Below are 13,137 nucleotides of genomic sequence, written 5' to 3' on the forward strand. Positions count from 1 at the left end.
GTCGTCATGTCAATGCGGGGAATGCTTCATGCTCATATACACGCCGCCTGCCACCGTCAGGGCACTGCCCGTCATTGATATATCGGGCAGCACTGGCGGCGATGTCGCAGCGATCGATGCCATCGCCTGGGAAATCCACAAAGCCTGTCGAGATACCGGCTTTTTCTATATTTCCAACCACGGCGTACCGGCCGACCTGATCGACAGCCAGTTTCTCTGGGCCCGTCGTTTTTTTGCCTTGCCGGCTGACGTCAAGGCCGGGCTGGAGATGAAACGCTCACGCAGCCTGGTTGGCTATGAGCCCTTGGCCGGCCAGGTATTGGATGCCGGCTCGCCGCCCGACCTGAAAGAGGGATATTATTACACGGCCGATCTGCCCGACGATGACGCCTATCTCCGGGCCGGCATCCGCGGTTACGGCGGCAATCTCTGGCCAGGCGAGGCAGCAGGTTTTTCCGGGGCCGGGTTTCGCCGGCAGATGCTGGCCTATTTTGACGCTCTGCGGTCGCTGGGCGACCGCCTGCTGATGCTGTTGGCCCGCTCGCTCGATCTTCCGGGAGATCATTTCGTCCCGATGTTTGAACGGCCGAATGCCGTGATGCGGTTGCTGCATTATCCGCCGCAGCCCGAGCGGGCCCGGTTCAATCAGCTTGGGGCCGGCGCTCATACCGACTGGGGCGGTCTCACGGTGCTGCTGCAGGACGATGCCGGTGGTCTTGAGGTGCAGAATGCGGCCGGCGAATGGATCGCAGCACCACCGCTTCCCGGCACCTTCGTGATCAATCTGGGCGATATGGTGCAGCGCTGGACCAACGATTTCTATCGCTCGAACATGCATCGGGTACTCAATCACCACAGCCAGGCACGCGACCGCTATTCGGTGCCGTTCTTCTACACGCCCGACCATTATGCGCGGATCGAATGTCTGCCCGGCTGCAATGGACCCGAGCGTCCGGTGCGCTATTCGCCCTGCCAGGCGGGCGAGCATATGATGGAGATGTTCAATCGAACTTACGACCGTAAGGTGAGCTGATCATCATGGCCGCCGCGCGACTGGCTTATGTCAATCTGTTTGCCCGCGACATCGTCGCCCAGGCAGCTTTCTATACGGCTTTGTTCGGGTTTACGGAAATCCAGGCGCATCGCTCGCCGATTTACCGTTGCCTGGATGCCAATGGCACGGAACTGGGTTTCAATGCACCCGAGGCCTACGATCTGCTGGCGTTGCAATCGCGCCGGCCGCCGGATGACCAGCCCCTGCCGCTGGGAAGCTATTTCACCATCGAACTGGACAGCGAAGCCGCCATCGATCGTGCCGTCGCCGGGTGCCGGCGGCTTGGCGGCTCGGTGCTGAAAGAGCCGTACCTGACCTATTACAATGCATGGCAGGCGGTTCTGGCCGATCCGGAAGGGAACGTATTCCGGGTCAATCATCGCATCGGTCATCGCACGCCCTATGACGAGCTGCCCGATGGCAGGCGGTCGGTCTAGGCCGGTAGAAAGAAAAGCCCCGCAGCGGCGAGGCCGTGCGGGGCAGGTGGGTACTGGCGGGGGGAAACGGAAACAGGCCTCAGCAGGTTTCGTTGCTGAACAGCGATACCGGTTGCCGGGCGCCGTAATTCGTGGTCAGGGCGGTCATGGCGCCGGTACGGCCATAGCCGGTGCCGAGCTGGCTCTGTTTGGTAGCGCCGCGGATCACGGCATCCAGCAGCATCTTGTTGGCATCGCGCGCCGTGCGGACCACGATCTCGTTGCGTTTGCCGATTTCCTGCATCTCGCCCAGCAGGCGCCTCAGGGTCTCGCGCTCTTCCTCCGGAGCATCGTGCAGAGCATGGGGGTGCTGGCGTAGCACCTTCTGCTTGTCACGCAGCAGGCCGGCAATGATCCGCTTCTGCTCGGTGGTGCGGGGCAGGTTGTCATAGGCATACCGCTCCAGCATCGCAGTTTCTTCCTGCATGATGTCTTTCAGCTGGATCACCAGATCGCTCAGCTCCGGAACCGTGGGCGGCACGGCGCCGGGCCCGCAATTATCGGCAGGGCGCGGGCTGTTATCGATACCCAGACGCTGAGCCGTGCGCGCATTGAGCGGCTGCGGGCGTCCGGCGGAATTCTGCTGGCGATTGTTCATGACTGCGCCTCCTGCATTTTCAGCATCTGATCGTAGACCATATCGGCAATACCGATGCCGCGGCTTTTGGCCATCTCGCGGCCGTATTGATCGTTGAGGAAGGAGCGCCAGGTCGCTTCGGCCTGACCGCCACCCATCGGACCATCGGTTTTGAGATCCTTGGACATGAATTCAAAGAACTGCGTGAGGAAGAATGCCTCGAAGTCCTCGGCTGCTTTGCGGGCGCCGCCGGTTGCACGGCCGCCCGTGTCGCTGCGCAGGCGATCGGTGCGCGCCTGCTCGATGGCGTAGGAGTTGATGGCGGGCGAAGAGACCAGGGTCGACATCACATCACCTGTATTTCGGCCTGCAGCGCGCCTGCGGCCTTGATCGCCTGCAGGATGGTGATCATGTCGCGCGGACCGACGCCGAGGGCATTGAGGCCATCAACCAGTTCTTGCAGCGAGACGCCGCGCTTGAGGATGCCGAGGCGGCGATCCGCCTGCTCATCGACCTGGATGTCGGTGCGCGGCACCACCACGGTCTGCGCGCCGCCGCCGATCTGGCCGGCCACGGTGGGCGTGCCGGTGCCGGGCACTGCCTGGGTGATGGTGTCGAACACGAAATTGCCAGACGCATCCTTCACAGGCAGGCCATCCGGGCCGATACGCGGAACCTGCACGGTGCCGGTGCTGGCCGACGTGCCGGCGATGCTGGCGACACTGGCTGGGCCAGGTGCAAAGGGACTCGGCTGCGAAACCTGTGGGGTTTCCGTGATGCGGACGGTAAGCGAGCCCTGGGCGATGGCGACGGTATCGATGCGCACATTCGGGCCCATCACAATGGTACCAGAGCGCTCATCAATCACCACGCGGGCCATCTGGTCGGGCTCGACCTGCAACTGCTCGACTTCGGTCATGAAACCGATGATGTCGCGACGGTAACGCTCAGGAATGTCGATATGCACGGTGCTGGGGTCCAGCGCGCGTGCCGTCGGGGTACCGGCCAGGGTCGAAACCGCCTGGCTGATCCGGCGCGCCGTGGTGAGATCCGGATTTTTCAGGGCCAGACGCAGCACCGGCAGCGAGGCAAGTTCGAAGCCGACTTCGCGCTCGACGATGGCACCGTTGGCGATACGACCCGAGGTCGGCACGCCACGGGTGACCTGGGCGGCGGCGCCCTGGGCCTTGAAACCGCTGATCGCGATGGCGCCCTGGGCGACACCGTAGACCTCGCCGTCGGCGCCGAGCAGGGGGGTAACCAGCAGGGTGCCGCCCTGCAGGCTCTTGGCATCGCCCATGGTCGAGACATTCACGTCGATGCGGCTGCCATGACGCGAGAAGGGCGGCAGCGAAGCCGTCACCATCACGGCGGCAAGATTCTGGGTGCGGAAAGTGCCGGCATCGCGGATATTGACGCCGAACCGTTCCAGCATCGCCTGCAGGCTCTGGCGGGTGAACGGGGCGTTGGTCAGGCTGTCGCCGGTGCCATCCAGACCGACCACGAGGCCATAGCCGACCAGCATGTTGTCGCGGATGCCCTCGAAATCGGCGATGTCTTTGATACGCGAGGCGCCCTGGGCGGTGCCGCTTGTGACGGCCGCCAGCAGAAGACTGCAAGCCAGGGCCGTCCGGGCCAGGCGGTGCAGCAGGGTCTGGATGCGATCACGGGCGAAGCTGGACATTTCGCGTCTTCCTTTACTCTCGCGGTCGCAAGGACCGCTGTTCGTGCTTTGTAATGCGAAGGACGTGCCAATGGTTAATGTGTTGAAAACGCATGATTTTATATCCAGTTCACCTTTGCATGCGGCAAAAAATGCCGGCTTTACCCGGTCAGTCTTATCGGGCACGATGCAAAACAGGACGGATCACAAATCCCATGAGCATCGATAAAATCAAAGGCCCAGGCGGTATTGCGCCGGGGGCTCCCAAGCGTACGAGCGGCGGCGGCAGTGCCGGCGGCCCCAGCTTTGCCAGCCTGCTGAAAGGCGCCGACAAGCCTGCCGGCCAGGTGGCGCAGGCCGCGCCGATGGCGGCTCTGGATGCCATGCTGACCATCCAGGCCGTGGATGATCAGGCCGGACGGCAGAATCGGCAGCGTGCGTTCCGGCGCGGCTCCACATTGCTGGAAAAGCTTGATGAGATCCGCCATGGCCTGCTGGAAGGCCGGATGCCGGCGTCTCGGTTGCAGGCTTTGGCCCAGGCCCTGCGCACCGAGAAAATGGGGATCGAAGACCCCAAACTGGCCGAGCTTGTGGCCGAAATCGAACTCCGTTGCGAGGTTGAATTAGCCAAGCTCGGGCTCTGAATCTGTTAATCCGTATTCGGACGTTTCGCAATTTTTTCAAAAAATCAAAGGCTTCCAGGCAGTTCGACGGCCTTGCTCCGGACGGGGTCGATTCATATACTCCCGCGCGCCGCGGCCGGGGGTCCCGGAGTCGCCGCGGCGCCTGGAGGGTCTCTTACATGGGTATCCAATTGAAGGCGAATTATCGGCCGACCGAGAGTGAGTCCTTCATGAACCCGCGCATGAAGGAATACTTCCGCCGCAAGCTGCTGGCCTGGAAGGAAGAAATTCTGCGGGAATCCAACCAAACCCTGCAGCATCTGCAGGAGGACACAACTCAGGAACCGGATATTGCCGATCGTGCCTCGACCGAGACCGATCGGGCTCTGGAACTGCGTACCCGCGATCGCCAGCGCAAGCTGATCTCCAAGATCGATGCGGCGCTGAAACGGATCGAGGACGGTTCCTATGGCTATTGCGAGGAGACCGGCGAGCCGATCTCGCTCAAGCGCCTTGAGGCCCGTCCGATCGCCACGCTGTCGATCGAGGCCCAGGAACGGCACGAGCGTCGTGAGCGTACCCATCGCGACGACATGTAGCATCTTCCGGCCAGCTGGAATGACGAAAAGGCCGGTCTTCTGACCGGCCTTTTGCGTTTTCCACACCCCTGGCGTTTTGCCGCGGTCCGCTTCCTGCGGTCCTGACGCACGTTCTGGCGCGCCCGCATTGCGGGCGGGGTGGATGCTCCCGATCAGAACGGGAAGACTACGTCGAAGATCTGCTGACCCCAGCGACCCTGCTGGACGTCGGTGAGCTGGCCGCGACCGCCATAGGAAATCCGCGCTTCGGCCATCTGGGTATGAGTGATGGTATTGGTAGCCGTGATGTCTTCCGGCCGTACGATGCCCTTGATCAGCAATTCGCGTATCTCGCTGTTCACCCGGATTTCCTGACGCCCCTGCACCACCATGTTGCCGTTCGGCAGGATCTGGGTGACCAGTGCCGCGACGCTGAGCGTAATCTGCTCCTGGCGATTGATCTGGCCCTGGCCCTGCACGCCTGACGTCGAGCTCATGCCGACCAGATTGCTGGCGTCGACGCCATTGAAAATGCGTTCCAGCGCGCCGCCGGCGGCTTCGATACCGAGGAAATTGGGCAGTCCCTGCGTCTCGCTGTTGTCGCGCGAGGTCGTGGTATTGTTCTGCAGCTGGGCGCGTTCCTGGATATTGATGTTGACGGTCAGGATGTCGCCCACCTTGGTGGCGCGCGGATCTTTGAAGAACTGGCGCGCACCCGGGCGCCACAGCGAATTGGCATGCCGCGGCGTCACTTCGGGCGCCGGCATCGGCAGGCTGACGGCGCGGTAATCACGCTGTTCCGTCGGATTGTCGATCTTGCTGAGCGGCGGCGCCGAGCCGACATCGGCCAGGCGGCTGAGATTGCCGCAGGCACCCATGGTAACGGCCAGGCCGGCAATGGCGGCAAGGCGCAGGGTGGCGGTGAGCGGGGCGGGGTTGAGGCGGAGCATGGTAATCATCCTTCTCTGCTCGGCTTTCATCAGTTCAACACAACCAGGCTGGGTGCAGTGATGACCTGAACCTGGTTCAAGCCAGTCACCGTCGCCTGCACGGTTTTCTTGCTCTGCAAATTCATCACCTGGATCACGTCACCCAGGCTGCCGGCTTCGATGGCGCGGCCCGTCGTGGTGATGGTCAGGCCGGGACCCTGGGCCACCATGGTGATCAGACTGTTCTTGGTGATCACTTCGGGCGTGCCGATATCGGCGCTACGCAGCGGCAGGCCGGCGGCCAGCGGGCGGCGCGGACTCTGGCCGATCAGGTCTTCGATGCGGTCGATATACCCGCCGCCGTAGCGGCCGGCGGGTACCTGCATCCATTCGACATCGGACTTGGTGATCGTCTGGCCTGCGGCAATGCGGTTTTTCAACACCGGCAGGGATTCGATCGGCTGGGCACGGCCGCTGAAACGGACGGCCTCGCCACGGCCGGGCGTGGTCAGGGCGGCAATGAAGCGACCACTGCGCGAGTCGAAGGAGAAGCTCTCGACCTGCAGGACGGCCTGACCGGCCGGCGGCACCTCGATGATATTGTCCATGCCGTGGAAATGGATTTCCACCGGCTGGCCACCATTGCGCTGCTGCACCAGGCCGGCAATTCGCTTGGCCACTTCGCGTTCGCCGATGATGCGGCCGGCGCCACTGCCAACCGATGCCAGCTGTGTCTGCGCGGCAGCCGCCTGCGACAGGGCCAGCGGCAGGACCAGTGCGGCAGTGGCGAGACCGGCGAGAAGGAAAGAGCGAAGCGGGGCCATGGCGTATCTCCGTGTGTCGGATCAGTGCGTCAGCGCAGCCGGGTAGCGGTCTGCAGCATTTCGTCAGACGCCGTGATCGTCTTGGAATTCATTTCGTAGGCGCGCTGTGCCGTGATCAGGTTGGTGATTTCCTGAACCGGATTGACGTTCGAAGTTTCGACATAACCCTGGCGCAGGGTGCCGAACCCCACCGCATTCGGATTGCCGACGGTCGGCTGGCCGGAAGCCGCGGTCTCCAGGAACAGGTTGTCGCCGGTCGCTTCCAGGCCCGCCTCGTTGATGAAGGTGGCGAGCTGGATTTGGCCGAGCTGCTGGGCATTGGCCTGGCCCGCGATCCGCGCCTCCACGATGCCGGTGGCATCGATGCTGACCGACAGCGAACCCTGCGGCACGGTGATGGCCGGATTTAGCAGGTAGCCGTCGACTGTGACGATCTGGCCCTGGGCGTTGACCTGGAACGAACCGGCGCGGGTATAGGCGGTTTCACCTGAGGGCAGGGTGATCTGGAAGTAGCCCTTGCCGCTGATCGCCAGGTCGTAGGTATTGCCGGTCGTGGTCAGGTTGCCCTGTTCGTGAATACGGTAGACGCCCGCCGTACGCACGCCGACGCCGATCTGGATGCCCGAGGGCACGATGGTGTTGGCATCGGACGAGGACGAGCCAGGGCGGCGCATGTTCTGGTACAGCAGGTCCTGGAATTCCGCACGCTGGCGCTTGAATGCCGTCGTGCTCATATTGGCGATGTTGTTCGAGATCACCTCGACATTGAGCTGCTGGGCCATCATGCCGGTGGCGCCGGTGCTGAGCGAACGCATGGTTGGTTCTCCTGCTCTCTAAAACTTACGTGGTGCTGCGGCCAAGCCGCTGGATCGCGGTGCGCTGGCGCTCGTGCTCGGCATCCATCAGGCTCTGCGTGCCCTGATACTGCCGCAGCAATTCCATCATGGTCGTCATCTCGATGATCGGTTCGACATTCGAGGCTTCCAGCATGCCTTGCACCAGCGTGCTGCTGGCCGGAGCGACCTGCGGTTCCTGGGTGGTGGCGTAGAGGCCCTGTGCGGTCTTGCGCAGTTCCTGCTCGCTCTCGAAGGTGACCAGATCAATCTTGCCGAGCTGCTGCTGGCCAACGGTGATGGTGCCGTCGGTGGCGATCACCGGGATATCCTGGGCATCCGGCGGAATGATGATGTCGCGGCCGCGGTTATCGAGCACCGGGTGGCCACCGGAGGTCACCAGGCGGCGGTCGGTATCCAGGCGCAGATGGCCGTCGCGCGTATACCGGCGGCCCTGCGGGGTATCGACCGTCAGAAAGCCGTTGCCGGCGATGGCCAGGTCGTAGGTATTGCCGGTCTGCTCCAGCTTGCCGACACGGTTATCGCGCAGAACTGCGAAGTCGTTGACAAAGCTGACCTTTTTACCCTGGGTTGGCCCTTTCAGGTATTCTTCGAACAGCACCCGCTCGCCCTTGTAGGCGTTGGTATTCATATTCGCCAGGTTGTTGGCCAGTGCGTCCATCTCGCGACGCATGGTCGAGAGGCGGGAGAGGCCGATATAGGATGCGTTTTCCATGACACCAAACTCGCGTTTAGCTGTTGCTGCCCCTTCTTCTGCAGGCTACGTGCCAAGTTTATTTTTCCCAGAAAATTGGCAAAAAAATTGGTTAATTTGGACGATATGGGCATTTTGGCCGGGGCCGGGGAAGGGTGACTCGGCAAATTCTGCCGGGCGGTGACAAAGTGTTAACTGTGGGGCCTTACCAATGGCAGCCTGAAGTGGACCGGCAGAGGCCAGGGATTCGCCTGCATGAGTGACGAGACCGAAGGCCAAGAGGGCGAAGAGCTCGAAGGCAAGAAGAAGAAAGGCAAGCGGGCGATCGTCATCATCGCCATTGCCGTTGTGCTGCTGCTCGTCCTCGGCGGTGGTGGTGCGGCCTATTTCTTCCTCTTCGCAGGCAAGAGCGAGGAAGCAGAGGTCAAGCCTGAAGCGCCGAAAGTGACGGTTTTCTACGATTTGCCAGATATTCTGGTGAACCTGAATTCCACCGGCCGCCAGGCATCCTATCTGAAGCTCAAGGTGGCGCTGGAGCATAATGACCCGCTGGCAACGCCGAAGCTGAACGAGCTGCTGCCGCGGGTGACGGACAATTTCCAGATCTATCTGCGCGAACTGCGTCCGGATGATCTGGTCGGTTCGGCTGGTTTGTATCGGCTGAAGGAAGAGCTGCTGATCCGCGTTAATCAGGCGGTCGCCCCGATCAAGATCAACGATGTGCTGTTCAAGGAGATGTTGATCCAGTGACGAAGCGAGGCGGCCATGGTGGATAATCCCGAAGACGGCGATGCGGCATGGGCCGGCGCCGGCGATGATGCCGGTGGCTCCACGCGCATCCTGAATCAGGACGAAATCGATAGCCTGCTCGGTTTTGACGCCAGCGTCGAAGAGGATGCGGACAAGGCCGGCATACGCGCGATCATCAACAGCGCGCTGGTTTCCTATGAGCGTCTGCCGATGCTCGAGGTGGTGTTCGATCGCCTCGTGCGTCTGATGACCACGTCCTTGCGCAATTTCACCTCCGACAACGTCGAAGTCTCGCTCGACAACATCACTTCGATCCGTTTTGGCGATTATCTCAATTCGATCCCGCTGCCCGCCATCCTCAGCGTGTTTCGTGCCGTGGAATGGGACAATTACGGTCTGCTGACCGTAGATTCCTCGCTGATCTACTCCATCGTCGACGTGCTGCTCGGCGGTCGCCGTGGTACCGCGGCGATGCGCATCGAGGGCCGCCCTTACACCACGATCGAGCGTAACCTGGTCGAGCGCATGGTCAATGTCGTGCTCGACGACATGCGTGCGGCCTTCGAACCGCTGGCGCCGGTCAACTTCTCCTACGACCGTATCGAGACCAATCCGCGTTTCGCCACCATCGCGCGCCCGGCCAACGCGGCAATCCTTGCCCGCCTGCGTGTCGACATGGAGGATCGCGGCGGCCGCCTTGAGCTTATGCTGCCTTATGCGACCCTGGAGCCGGTTCGCGAGCTGCTGCTCCAGATGTTCATGGGCGAGAAATTCGGCCGTGACTCGATCTGGGAAAACCATCTTGCCACCGAACTGTGGTCCACCGATGTCGAGATCGAGGCGGTGCTGGACGAGCAGGTGATGACGCTCGGTCAGGTTATGAACCTCGAAGTAGGCAAGACCATCATGTTCAACGCTACGCCGGAATCGGTGATCATGATGCGCTGCGGCGGCATTCCCATGGTGGAAGGCCGGATGGGTCGCATGGGCAATAACATTGCGGTCAAGATCGATCGGACTCTGAAGAGTCTGGGAGGTGTGTGATGACGTTGACCCTGGCTGTCGAGATTGTCGTTGCCGTTCTGCTGGTGATCACCTTCACCATATCGCTGGTGCTCAATCGCCGGCTGGGCAATCTGCGCGCCAACCAGGAAGAGATGCGTCGCCTGATCGGTGAATTCGACAAGGCGCTGACCAAAGCGCGTCAGGGAATGACTGAACTGAAAACGGCCTCGGCTGGCGCCGATGCCGCGCATGAAGACCGCATGAAACAGGCCAGGATCCTGCGCGATGAGCTCGGCTTCATGATCGAAACCGCCGACCGTCTGGCCGATCGTCTGGCCGGCGAGGCCAGCGGGAACCGCGCCGCGCGGCAGGAACATGTCCAGCAGCGCGGCCATGAACGCCCTGCGGACCGTGCTCCGGAGCGTCCGCAGCCGGTCACGCCATTTCCGGTCAAGCGGCCGGTGGCTTCTGCCCAGGGCGGCAGCCGGGATTTCAAGATCGAGCCGCGTTCGGAAGCCGAGCGTGAATTGCTGATGGCGCTGAGGCAGGCCCGATGACAGCTGCGCGTCAGCAGGCAGTGAAGGCGCCAGCGGCCTCGCCGCGCAACGGCAAGGCCCGTCTTGCTGCGCGGGTGCGTATTCTGCCGCTGACCATTCTTGCCGTGGCCCTGCTGCTGGGATTGAAGATCGGCTCATTGTGGCAGGGCAGGGCCGAATTGTTTGTGACGCCGGCCGGCGCACAGCAGCAGGCGGCTGGCCAGCCGACCCAACTGACGCCGCAGGCTGCCCCGAAACCCGCAACTCCACCTGCATCCCAGTCAACCGGTCAGCAACCTGCCCAGAGCCTCGCGCAGAACCAGCCGGCGCAATCCGCCGCGCCGCAAGCTCCGGGTCAGGCCTCGGCGCCAGCCGGCGGTGCTGCTGCGCCCGCTTCGACAGTGCAGTCGCTCGCCGACCGGGACCCGACCACATTCACGCGCGCCGAAATCGAATTGCTGGCCAATCTGGCGCAGCGGCGCGACCAGCTTGAACAGCGCGCCCGCGAGATCGATCTGCGTGAAAGCCTGCTTGGCGCGGCCGAGAAGCGCATCGACGAGCGGATCGCTGAACTCAAGAAACTGGAAGCCAGCATCAAGCAGATCGTCCAGCAATACGACAAGCAGGAAGAACAGAACCTGCAGGGCCTGGTGAAGGTCTATGAGAACATGAAACCGAAGGATGCCGCCCGCATCTTCGAGAAACTGGAGCCCAACATTCTGCTCGGCGTTGTTGAGCGGATGAAGGAAGCCAAGCTTGCCGCGGTGATGGCCGACATGAGTCCGGCGACCGCTCAGGACATCACGGTACGTCTGGCCACGCGGAAGCAGATTCCGCCGAGCGTGCGGGCTGGTGCCGCAGCCCAGATCCAGCCCGGCGGCAGCGCCGCGCCCACCGCAGCGACACCCACTGCGCCGGCTCCGGCCGCACCGGTGCAGCGTCCGGCCGGCGCCGGCGGCTGAAAAAACACGGTTAATTATAAGTTAACTACTTGAAGCAACAGGGGAAACCCTGTCTTGCCGTTGTTGGCTGCCGTGGTAGTATTGTTTCGGAAGATTTCAGCGCGGAGTCCCAGAACCGGGGCGGCGCCGATCATCACTGCCGCAGGAGGCGCGCAAGGATGTCGATTGATCTGAGCATACTCTACGGCGGCGCGGGTACCGGCGCGGCGACAATGTCGCCGATGGCGATGTATCGCAAGCTGCAGAAGCTCGCTGCCGAAAACGAGGATAAGAGCGCGCCTGACGCCGATGCGGAAAAGGCGAAAGCCGTCACGCGCGAATTCAACAATGCGGCGATCCGGCTGCGTAACGCCCAGGCCAAGGAAAACAATGCCCGGGTGCAGAATGATGCGCTCTACTACAAAAACCGTGCCGCGACCGCGACGACGGTCAGCGAGTTGATCAATGATGATCGCTTCATGCGCGTTCTGGCCTATGGCAATGGCTATGAAGACCTGTTCAAGACCAATCCGCAGAAACTGCGCGACATTCTGACCAGCGATCTGAACGATCCGAATTCAGTGGCCCGTAAAGGCACGCTGAAGGATATTGAACTGGCCAAGAAATACAATTTCGCCGCCACCGGCACGCTGGTCGATGTCGACGGCAACCCGATCGGGCTGGATAGCAATGGCCGGGTGGTCAACGGCGCCACCCTGGTTACCCCGCTGGAGCCTGGTCTGGCGAAAATTCGCAACCTGCTGATCGATATGAACGGCAAGGCGCTGGTGACGGCGAATTCCAAGGATCCCGCCGATGACGGGAAATTGTTGTTCGGTTCTAGCCTGGTCGCCAAGGATGCCAGCATCTACTCGGGCAAGCAGAGCAAGACCCTGATGCCGGAGCAGGCGGCGCCCACGAACACCAAGTCGGTCAATTACTATGAATTCGACAGCCCGGATTTTCAGCGGTTCCGTGAGCGCCGCGATATCAAGGCTGAAATCGACTATTTCACCGAGAACGCCTCGCAGATCAAATCGGTGGACGATTTCTTCAGCAACAGCCGCCTAATGAAATTTGTGCTGTCTGCCTACGACCTGGAAAGTGAAGCGCAGTATCCGGGAAAAATCCGCAAAATACTTGAGAGCGATCTGACCGATCCGGATTCGCTGGCCAACCGCTTCCAGGATCCGCGTTTCAAGCAGATGACCGAGGATCTGGGGATTTTCCTGTTCAAGGAATCCAGGCTGAAGATGGGGTCGACGGCGATCGAGCTGGGCAAGAAGTTCGAGCAGGTCAAATACGAGAAATACCTCGACGAGCAGGCGCCCGGCGTGCGTGCCGCGATCGAGTTCACCCGCCGGATCAAGAATGTTGATCTGACCGTCCAGATGCTTGGCGACAGTGTGCTGCGCGAAGTCATCACGGTTGCCAACAATATCCCGAAAGAACTGGCCTATCAGGAAGTCGAAAGCCAGATCACGGCACTGGAAAAGCGGGTCGATGTCAAATCGCTCAAGGGCGACCAGAACGAGATCGAGAAGGTGGTCACCCGTTACCTGACCTTCAAGGATGCCGGCACCAGCAGCCCGCAGAGCTATTTGCTCAATCTGTTCGGCTAGGCGCTTCCGTC

At 61.8% G+C, this 13,137-nt stretch carries 16 protein-coding genes; 9 read left to right on the top strand and 7 right to left on the bottom strand.

What is annotated here, in order from left to right; genetic code table 11:
- Positions 1–28: 28 nt before the first annotated feature.
- Positions 29–1,033 carry a 2OG-Fe(II) oxygenase family protein gene (locus Q1J79_RS07385; RefSeq protein WP_300298684.1) on the top strand — a complete coding sequence of 335 codons (1,005 nt, stop codon included), beginning with the start codon at positions 29–31 and terminating at the stop codon, positions 1,031–1,033.
- Between the two features lie 5 nt (positions 1,034–1,038).
- On the top strand, positions 1,039–1,491 hold the full coding sequence (locus Q1J79_RS07390) for a VOC family protein (protein ID WP_300298687.1): 453 nt from the start codon (positions 1,039–1,041) through the stop codon (positions 1,489–1,491).
- Positions 1,492–1,570: 79 nt separating this feature from the next.
- Here the strand turns inward: Q1J79_RS07390 and Q1J79_RS07395 are convergent, their stop codons facing one another.
- The 3 genes from Q1J79_RS07395 to Q1J79_RS07405 are packed head-to-tail and all read right to left on the bottom strand — an operon-like array spanning position 1,571 to position 3,791.
- Positions 1,571–2,128, bottom strand: a complete 558-nt coding sequence (locus Q1J79_RS07395; protein ID WP_300298689.1) for a hypothetical protein — start codon at positions 2,126–2,128, stop codon at positions 1,571–1,573.
- On the bottom strand, positions 2,125–2,454 hold the full coding sequence (locus tag Q1J79_RS07400; RefSeq protein ID WP_300298692.1) for a rod-binding protein: 330 nt from the start codon (positions 2,452–2,454) through the stop codon (positions 2,125–2,127). The genes Q1J79_RS07395 and Q1J79_RS07400 overlap by 4 nt, the downstream gene beginning before the upstream one ends.
- Complete coding sequence (locus Q1J79_RS07405) at positions 2,454–3,791, bottom strand: flagellar basal body P-ring protein FlgI (protein ID WP_300298695.1); 1,338 nt, start codon at positions 3,789–3,791, stop codon at positions 2,454–2,456. Before Q1J79_RS07405 ends, Q1J79_RS07400 begins: the two co-directional genes overlap by 1 nt.
- Before the next feature lie 92 nt (positions 3,792–3,883).
- On the opposite strand from Q1J79_RS07405, the gene Q1J79_RS07410 reads away from it, so the two are divergent.
- Complete coding sequence (locus tag Q1J79_RS07410) at positions 3,884–4,414, top strand: flagellar assembly protein FliX (RefSeq protein WP_300298698.1); 531 nt, start codon at positions 3,884–3,886, stop codon at positions 4,412–4,414.
- A 158-nt stretch (positions 4,415–4,572) separates the two neighbouring features.
- Positions 4,573–4,992 (top strand): RNA polymerase-binding protein DksA, encoded by a 420-nt coding sequence (gene dksA / locus Q1J79_RS07415; protein ID WP_300298701.1) that lies wholly within the window; start codon positions 4,573–4,575, stop codon positions 4,990–4,992.
- A 152-nt stretch (positions 4,993–5,144) separates the two neighbouring features.
- Here the strand turns inward: dksA and flgH are convergent, their stop codons facing one another.
- Genes flgH through flgF form a run of 4 tightly spaced genes read right to left on the bottom strand, consistent with a single transcriptional unit; the run spans position 5,145 to position 8,293 of the window.
- Complete coding sequence (flgH, locus tag Q1J79_RS07420; RefSeq protein ID WP_300298704.1) at positions 5,145–5,921, bottom strand: flagellar basal body L-ring protein FlgH; 777 nt, start codon at positions 5,919–5,921, stop codon at positions 5,145–5,147.
- Positions 5,922–5,950: 29 nt separating this feature from the next.
- Positions 5,951–6,724, bottom strand: a complete 774-nt coding sequence (gene flgA, locus Q1J79_RS07425) for a flagellar basal body P-ring formation chaperone FlgA (RefSeq protein WP_300298706.1) — start codon at positions 6,722–6,724, stop codon at positions 5,951–5,953.
- Positions 6,725–6,753: 29 nt separating this feature from the next.
- A complete protein-coding gene (gene flgG, locus Q1J79_RS07430; RefSeq protein ID WP_300298709.1) occupies positions 6,754–7,539 on the bottom strand; it encodes a flagellar basal-body rod protein FlgG in 786 nt (261 codons plus the stop codon).
- Positions 7,540–7,564: 25 nt separating this feature from the next.
- Complete coding sequence (flgF, locus tag Q1J79_RS07435) at positions 7,565–8,293, bottom strand: flagellar basal-body rod protein FlgF (protein WP_300298712.1); 729 nt, start codon at positions 8,291–8,293, stop codon at positions 7,565–7,567.
- 234 nt (positions 8,294–8,527) lie between these two features.
- On the opposite strand from flgF, the gene Q1J79_RS07440 reads away from it, so the two are divergent.
- The 5 genes from Q1J79_RS07440 to Q1J79_RS07460 all read left to right on the top strand — a co-directional run bounded on the left by Q1J79_RS07440 (position 8,528) and on the right by Q1J79_RS07460 (position 13,126).
- On the top strand, positions 8,528–9,022 hold the full coding sequence (locus Q1J79_RS07440; protein WP_300298715.1) for a flagellar basal body-associated FliL family protein: 495 nt from the start codon (positions 8,528–8,530) through the stop codon (positions 9,020–9,022).
- 15 nt (positions 9,023–9,037) lie between these two features.
- A complete protein-coding gene (gene fliM / locus Q1J79_RS07445) occupies positions 9,038–10,066 on the top strand; it encodes a flagellar motor switch protein FliM (protein WP_300298719.1) in 1,029 nt (342 codons plus the stop codon).
- Complete coding sequence (locus tag Q1J79_RS07450; RefSeq protein WP_300298721.1) at positions 10,066–10,584, top strand: DUF6468 domain-containing protein; 519 nt, start codon at positions 10,066–10,068, stop codon at positions 10,582–10,584. Before fliM ends, Q1J79_RS07450 begins: the two co-directional genes overlap by 1 nt.
- Positions 10,581–11,525 (top strand): hypothetical protein, encoded by a 945-nt coding sequence (locus tag Q1J79_RS07455; RefSeq protein ID WP_300298724.1) that lies wholly within the window; start codon positions 10,581–10,583, stop codon positions 11,523–11,525. The genes Q1J79_RS07450 and Q1J79_RS07455 overlap by 4 nt, the downstream gene beginning before the upstream one ends.
- Positions 11,526–11,683: 158 nt before the next feature.
- Complete coding sequence (locus Q1J79_RS07460) at positions 11,684–13,126, top strand: DUF1217 domain-containing protein (RefSeq protein WP_300298727.1); 1,443 nt, start codon at positions 11,684–11,686, stop codon at positions 13,124–13,126.
- The last annotated feature ends 11 nt before the right edge of the window (positions 13,127–13,137 follow it).

Origin of the sequence: Ferrovibrio sp. (genome assembly GCF_029255545.1) — a bacterium.
GTDB lineage: Bacteria > Pseudomonadota > Alphaproteobacteria > Ferrovibrionales > Ferrovibrionaceae > Ferrovibrio.

Coding starts and splice junctions, on each gene's coding strand:
- Q1J79_RS07385 (WP_300298684.1), top strand. CDS start 29: ATGCTCATATACACGCCGCCTGCCACCGTCAGGGCACTGCCCGTCATT.
- Q1J79_RS07460 (WP_300298727.1), top strand. CDS start 11,684: ATGTCGATTGATCTGAGCATACTCTACGGCGGCGCGGGTACCGGCGCG.
- flgH (WP_300298704.1), bottom strand. CDS start 5,921: ATGCTCCGCCTCAACCCCGCCCCGCTCACCGCCACCCTGCGCCTTGCC.
- flgA (WP_300298706.1), bottom strand. CDS start 6,724: ATGGCCCCGCTTCGCTCTTTCCTTCTCGCCGGTCTCGCCACTGCCGCA.
- Q1J79_RS07410 (WP_300298698.1), top strand. CDS start 3,884: ATGATTTTATATCCAGTTCACCTTTGCATGCGGCAAAAAATGCCGGCT.
- Q1J79_RS07455 (WP_300298724.1), top strand. CDS start 10,581: ATGACAGCTGCGCGTCAGCAGGCAGTGAAGGCGCCAGCGGCCTCGCCG.
- Q1J79_RS07395 (WP_300298689.1), bottom strand. CDS start 2,128: ATGAACAATCGCCAGCAGAATTCCGCCGGACGCCCGCAGCCGCTCAAT.
- Q1J79_RS07405 (WP_300298695.1), bottom strand. CDS start 3,791: ATGTCCAGCTTCGCCCGTGATCGCATCCAGACCCTGCTGCACCGCCTG.
- Q1J79_RS07400 (WP_300298692.1), bottom strand. CDS start 2,454: ATGTCGACCCTGGTCTCTTCGCCCGCCATCAACTCCTACGCCATCGAG.
- Q1J79_RS07440 (WP_300298715.1), top strand. CDS start 8,528: ATGAGTGACGAGACCGAAGGCCAAGAGGGCGAAGAGCTCGAAGGCAAG.
- Q1J79_RS07390 (WP_300298687.1), top strand. CDS start 1,039: ATGGCCGCCGCGCGACTGGCTTATGTCAATCTGTTTGCCCGCGACATC.
- dksA (WP_300298701.1), top strand. CDS start 4,573: ATGGGTATCCAATTGAAGGCGAATTATCGGCCGACCGAGAGTGAGTCC.
- flgG (WP_300298709.1), bottom strand. CDS start 7,539: ATGCGTTCGCTCAGCACCGGCGCCACCGGCATGATGGCCCAGCAGCTC.
- fliM (WP_300298719.1), top strand. CDS start 9,038: ATGGTGGATAATCCCGAAGACGGCGATGCGGCATGGGCCGGCGCCGGC.
- flgF (WP_300298712.1), bottom strand. CDS start 8,293: ATGGAAAACGCATCCTATATCGGCCTCTCCCGCCTCTCGACCATGCGT.
- Q1J79_RS07450 (WP_300298721.1), top strand. CDS start 10,066: ATGACGTTGACCCTGGCTGTCGAGATTGTCGTTGCCGTTCTGCTGGTG.